The 5,287-nt window shown below is 68.2% G+C and carries 6 protein-coding genes and 1 riboswitch; of the genes, 2 read left to right on the top strand and 4 right to left on the bottom strand.

What is annotated here, in order from left to right; all coding sequences use genetic code 11:
- Nucleotides 1-155 precede the first annotated feature (155 nt).
- A complete protein-coding gene (locus D7W79_RS38480; protein WP_120530225.1) occupies nt 156-452 on the top strand; it encodes a Carotenogenesis protein CarS in 297 nt (98 codons plus the stop codon).
- Here the strand turns inward: D7W79_RS38480 and D7W79_RS38475 are convergent.
- The 3 genes from D7W79_RS38475 to sugE all read right to left on the bottom strand — a co-directional run bounded on the left by D7W79_RS38475 (nt 416) and on the right by sugE (nt 2,480).
- The gene (locus tag D7W79_RS38475) at nt 416-1,153 is read right to left on the bottom strand and encodes a glutathione S-transferase (protein WP_120530224.1); all 738 of its coding nucleotides are present in this window, start codon (nt 1,151-1,153) and stop codon (nt 416-418) included. The genes D7W79_RS38480 and D7W79_RS38475 overlap by 37 nt on opposite strands.
- A 145-nt stretch (nt 1,154-1,298) precedes the next feature.
- Entirely contained in the window at nt 1,299-2,051 is a 753-nt protein-coding gene (locus D7W79_RS38470; RefSeq protein WP_120530223.1) for a class I SAM-dependent methyltransferase, read from the bottom strand.
- Nucleotides 2,052-2,150: 99 nt separating this feature from the next.
- Nucleotides 2,151-2,480, bottom strand: a complete 330-nt coding sequence (gene sugE / locus D7W79_RS38465; protein ID WP_120530222.1) for a quaternary ammonium compound efflux SMR transporter SugE — start codon at nt 2,478-2,480, stop codon at nt 2,151-2,153.
- Between the two features lie 17 nt (nt 2,481-2,497).
- A riboswitch (guanidine-III (ykkC-III) riboswitch) is annotated at nt 2,498-2,567 on the bottom strand.
- Between the two features lie 134 nt (nt 2,568-2,701).
- On the opposite strand from sugE, the gene D7W79_RS38460 reads away from it, so the two are divergent.
- On the top strand, nt 2,702-3,469 hold the full coding sequence (locus D7W79_RS38460; protein WP_120530221.1) for a polysaccharide lyase family 20 protein: 768 nt from the start codon (nt 2,702-2,704) through the stop codon (nt 3,467-3,469).
- Between the two features lie 45 nt (nt 3,470-3,514).
- Here the strand turns inward: D7W79_RS38460 and D7W79_RS38455 are convergent, their stop codons facing one another.
- Nucleotides 3,515-5,266 (bottom strand): CotH kinase family protein, encoded by a 1,752-nt coding sequence (locus D7W79_RS38455; RefSeq protein ID WP_208729952.1) that lies wholly within the window; start codon nt 5,264-5,266, stop codon nt 3,515-3,517.
- Nucleotides 5,267-5,287 lie beyond the last annotated feature (21 nt).

Below are 5,287 nucleotides of genomic sequence, written 5' to 3'. Positions count from 1 at the left end.
GGGCTGGCGGTGGGGACGGTGGGCGCGTTCGTGGGCGAGCTGGCGTGTGAGCAGGGCCCCGGACACGTGGCCACCTATCACCTGGGGGCATGGGCGCTGTTGACGCTCATGACCTGGGCGCTGTCGAAACGACTCAAACCCCGGACCTACGCACCATGAAGCACGACCCTTCGCTCATCATGATGGAAGACGTGGACGGCGCGCCGGTGCGCATTGGCGCGACGGTGATGGTGGTCCGCACCGAATCGGAGGACGTGCTCTCCGAGCGCTTCCTGGGCCGCGTGGGCGTCGTCGTGGCGCTGGTGTTCGACGATCCGCCCGCGCAGTACCCGACGGATCCGCTCATCCAGGTCCGCGTGGCCGGCGTGGGCGAGGACCTGTTCTTCGCCCGGGAGATTGTCGAGGTGCCCCAGGGTCACTTCGTCGCGTTCGGGTCGTCCAGCTCCGGGTAGTGGCGGAAGATGCCCTGCGTGTTGAAGGGCTGGGCGCGCGGGGACTGCTTGTACGCGGCGATGCGGGGGCGCTCCCGGATGCGCTGATGCAGCGCCATCACGCCGGGCACGTCCGGAGCGATGCGGCGCATGGCGTTGGGAAAGGCATACCGCAAGCCGTCCACCAGCTGGAACAGCGCCAGCTCCGGGTAGGAGAAGTCGCTGCCCAGGAGGTACTTCCCGCCGCCGCGTGGGTTCGCCTTCAGCACGCGTTCGAAGTAGCCCAGGAACTTCGGAATGCGCTGGGTGCGGAAGTCCTCGGCGCGCTGCTTCGCGGCGTCCTTCTGCTCGTCGTAGTACTTCATCACGGCGATGGGATGGTGCGTGTCATGCGCCTCCGCCACCACGTCCGCGACGGTGAGCTGGAATTGACGGGCGTGCAGCCGCGACGCCTCGTCCGAAGGCACGAGGCCGAAACGCTCACCCAGGTATGAGCAGATGTTGGCGGCCTGGGAGAAGACGAGGTCCCCCACCTTGAGCACGGGCGGCGCGTACGCGGGCACGGGGCCCCTGCCCAACATGTCCGAGACGGCCTTCCCGCCGCCGGATTGCAGGCCCACGTCCACCCAGTCCGCGCCCGCCTCTTCCAGCACCAGCCGCACGAACTCGCCGCGGCCGGGAATGCCGGGCCAGTAGTACAGCTCGAACCTCGCGTCGCTCATCGCCGTCACCTCGCGTGATGGAAACCGCGGCGCATCCTGTGCCCATGCGGTCCACGCCCTGGGAACGCGCGCAGCGCGAGGATTCAATCCCTCACAGTCCCAGCGGCCAGTGCCGGACACGCGACACCCGTGCACAGCCTGGCGCTCAGGGCTTGCGCGCCCAGGCGCCGAAGACCATCTCGCCCAGGTAGGTCGTGTTCGCCTTCGAGCGCTCCTCAAGGAGGCGCGCATCGATGGTGTCGATGCCCATCTCCTCTTCCGTGGCGATGCCGTACCGCACGATGCGCGGGAGCATGGCGCGCAGGATGGGGCCCATCGCGTGGTGCTCCTTTGGCGTCTGCAGGCTGGCTTCGGCGCGGACGTGCTCCACGGAGAGGCCGGCCTGCTCCATCGCGGGGGCCAGGTGGAAGCCCATGTGGAGGTCCGCGCCCTCGCGATCCACTGTGTGCCAGATCCACTCGCTCACGCGGATGTGGAGCGGCAGCGGAGGCAGGCTCACCGGGCCGATGGACGCGTCGTTCTCCTGGAAGACGATGAGCCCGCCGGGCTTCACGGCCCGGGCGATCCCCCTCAGTGCCGCCACCGCGTCGGGCTGGTACATGAGCACGCGCCGTCCGGTGGCGGCGTCGAACAGGCCCTGCTCGGCCGGCACGTTGGCCAGGTCCGCTTCGATGAAGGTGACATTCGACAGGCCCTGCTCCCGGGCCTTCGTCCGGGCCAGGGACAGCAGCTGGGGGTCGCGATCCAGTCCCACCACGTGGCCTGTCCTTCCCACGCGCTTCGCGACGAGGAACGTGAGGGCACCGAAAGCGCAGCCGACATCCAGCACGCGCATGCCCTCACGGATTCCCGCGTCGTCCAGCAAGCGCTCCATCATCGCATCCCGAATGTCCGCCATTGTCTTCCTCCTGGCTTCACACGGTAGGAAGGCGCCGCCCCGGAATGGAGGGCGGCGTTTCGGGAAAGATCGGCGGATCTTCCGGTGCGGTGCGGGCGGCTAGTGCGTCCCGCTGGTGAACTTCAGGCCCATGATGGCGACGATCAGCAGGGCCAGGAAGAACAGGCGGGAGGGCGTGGCGGGCTCATGGAAGAGCACCATGCCCGCGATCGCCGCGCCGAACGCGCCAATGCCCACCCAGACCGCGTAGGCCGTGCCGATGGGCAATTGCTTCACCGCGACCGCCAGCAACCCCATGCTCGCGACGATGGCGGTCGCGGTGATCACGCTGGGAACCGGCCGGGTGAAGCCCTGCGTGTACTTGAGCCCTACCGTCCAGCAGACCTCCAGCAGGCCCGCGATGATGAGGAGGATCCACGACGACGTCATGACACACGACTCCCGTTCAGGCGTCGTCTTGTCGTGACCGGGTACGGCGCACCTCGTCCGGGCTCGGAAACCCCACCCCGGGGCTTCCGCACGCTCGCGCACCATAACCAGCACGCCGCGCCACGGCATCCCCTTTTCCGAGACAGCGGAGGCTCGAACCTGCTAAACTAGAATAACAAGAAATAGCAACAAAGCCGTAACTTTCCAGGAGCACCCTTCCAATGCAAACCAAGCATTTCGCCGTGGCCGCTGGCGTGTCGCTGTTCGCCTTCGGGCTGGTCGCGGAGGCAGCGGAGATCTTCCGCAACACCGGAACGCTCACCGGCTGGAACTCCACCACCGTGGAGCACAACGGTGCGTTGCAGCAGGTGACCAACGTCACCTACGAGGGCTCCACCGCCATCAAGGCCACGCAGGTCTACGACCCGAACTACACCGAGCGCTACCACTCGGAAGTCGTGAAGCACGACGTGTACCGCCGGGGCGACACGGGCTTCTATGGCTTCATGTTCCGGCTGCAGCAGGACTGGCAGTTCCAGCCCCAGTCCTTCAACATCGCCCAGTTCATCGCGGACTTCTCCGACACGGGCTGCGACGGCCACATGCCCACCACCATGGTGTGGCTGTCCGGCAACCAGCTGACGACCCGCGTGAAGTACGGCACCGTCTGCGACCAGAAGACCACCACCTTCCGCAACCTGGCCACCGTCACCCCGGGCGAGTGGCACAAGGTCGTCATGCAGGTGAAGTGGACCAGCGACACCACCGGCTTCATCAAGCTGTGGTTCGACGGCGTGAAGGTCCTGGAGCAGCACGACCTGGCCACCACCGTGGCGGATGACCGGTACCTCCAGTTCCGCGTGGGCCTCTACGCCAACGGCTGGCATGACAGCGGGTACATGCAGGGCAGCCAGCCCACCCGCAGCATCTGGTTCGACGAGATTGCCGCCGGCACGACGTTCGCCGACGCAGACCCTGCGCAGTGGTAGTCCCGGCCGGCGCGGCGAGGTCCTCCCCCCGCCGCGCCGCCAACCTCACGGCAGCTGCGTCTGGAACGCGGACCAGCGCGTGTGCACCCACTGCCGGATGTAGTCCACCTCCTCCGCGTGGGTCTTGAAGTCCTGGCGCAGGTGCCAGTCCGGGAAGTTGCCGTAGCCCCCCTCGTTCACGTCGGGTCCCGTGCTCGGCTTCGCGAAGTTGCGATACTCCTCCCCCCACCGCGCCTCGTCGCGCTGCGCGTTGGGCCCCAGCTCCTGCACGTAGCCGTCAATCAAGGCCTGCACCGCGGCCTCGCTCGCCTCGTTCTTCAGAGCCTGGCGGTAGCGCTCGCGCATGGGGCCCGCGATGGAGGGCTCCGCCAGCATCTTCTTGAACAGCAGGTTGTCGGACGCGTAGGTGGGCCGCGCGGTGGCGCTGGTGCGCGTGGTGTCGAAGTTCTGCCCGAAGCTCGCGTCCAGGTCCCACGGGATGAAGCGCCACGGGCCACCCGTCTTCGGGTCGTACGCGTGGTAGGCGTTCTTCCCCTGCGAGTCATTGCCCTGGATGAGCGTATTGAAGATCCACCAGTCTTCGTAGTCGCGCGCCTTCAGCTTCGTGCCGAACTCCTGGCGGAAGGACTCCGTGCTGGAGTCCGCCACCCACGCGACGAAGGCGTCCAGCGGGTCGAAGGCGTGCGGCTGGTTCTGCTCGGGCGTGCCCTCGGACTTCTCGAAGCCGACGTGGAGGTGCTCCTTGGCCTGCCCGTCGCGCTTGAGGCGGGAGAAGTTGGCGTCCGCGTCCACGCCCTTGAAGAGGTCCGAGTCGTCGTCGATGCCGTTCCACTCCATCAGCCGCTTGTCCACGTGGTCCGCCGCCGTGTAGAGCCCGCGGAACTTCTTGTTCGCGTACACCACCACGCTGAAGGTGCGGATGCGCACGGCGTTGGGGGACAGCCGGTTCCACAGGTCGAACGCCAGCCGCGAGCGCAGGTACGAGTTGTCATTGAACGTGGTGATGAGCACCACGCGCTTGCGGTCCTTGAAGCCGTCGCCGAAGACAGGCTCGGAGAAGAGGTCGTCCTCCGCGAACTTGAACGTCAGGCTGCGCTTGGGGAACACACTGGAGGTGGCTCCGCGGTACTTCGCCTCGATGGTGTAGCGGTGGCCCCGGTACACCACCTCCGCGGGCCGGTAGCCGCCGGCCGTCAGGCCCACGTCCGGGTCGAAGAACAGGTGCACCACGGGCAGGCCGTACTCCTCCGTGTAGGCCACGGGGTCGACGATGTCGACCTTGCCCGGCGCGTTGTCGTTGTTGGCCACGCCCACCTTGAGCGTGCCCGTCTCGCCGGTGGTGCGCTCCTCCAGCGTGAGCATCCACACCGCGCCCTGGTTGAGCGCGGGCGTCCAGCGCAGCGTGGCGGAGGACTCGTCGAACGTCGCGCCCGCGGGCAGGTTCTTCACCCCGAAGCGCAGCCCCGCCGCCGTGTAGCCCGTCGCGCACGTCACCTTCGCGGTGAGGGCCTCGCCCTCCAGCACCCAGCGCGTGTCACCCGCGGTGGGCGCGCAGGTCAGCGGCGCGGTGCCCGCGTCCGTGCTCCCTGCGTCCGGCGTCCCGGTGCCCGCGTCGGACGGCGAGCCCGTGCCCGCGTCGGAGGACGGCTGCGTGCCCCCATCCACCGTGCCCGCGTCGGGCCGGGACTCCGTGCCCGTGTCGTCGGTGGCCGTGCCGGAAGGAGTTCCGGGCGTGGGCGCCTGGGTGTCACCCCCGCCACCGCACGCCACCAGGGCGAGGCATGCCACCCCCGCCAGTCCCCGCCTCCACCATTGCCT

The sequence above is a fragment of the Corallococcus exercitus genome (assembly GCF_003611585.1).
In the GTDB taxonomy this organism is placed as follows: domain Bacteria; phylum Myxococcota; class Myxococcia; order Myxococcales; family Myxococcaceae; genus Corallococcus; species Corallococcus exercitus.
The sequence above is the reverse complement of the archived record's forward strand: the minus strand, read 5'-3'. Positions and strand labels throughout refer to the sequence as shown.

Coding starts and splice junctions, on each gene's coding strand:
- D7W79_RS38475 (WP_120530224.1), bottom strand. CDS start 1,153: ATGAGCGACGCGAGGTTCGAGCTGTACTACTGGCCCGGCATTCCCGGC.
- D7W79_RS38470 (WP_120530223.1), bottom strand. CDS start 2,051: ATGGCGGACATTCGGGATGCGATGATGGAGCGCTTGCTGGACGACGCG.
- sugE (WP_120530222.1), bottom strand. CDS start 2,480: ATGACGTCGTCGTGGATCCTCCTCATCATCGCGGGCCTGCTGGAGGTC.
- D7W79_RS38460 (WP_120530221.1), top strand. CDS start 2,702: ATGCAAACCAAGCATTTCGCCGTGGCCGCTGGCGTGTCGCTGTTCGCC.
- D7W79_RS38480 (WP_120530225.1), top strand. CDS start 156: ATGAAGCACGACCCTTCGCTCATCATGATGGAAGACGTGGACGGCGCG.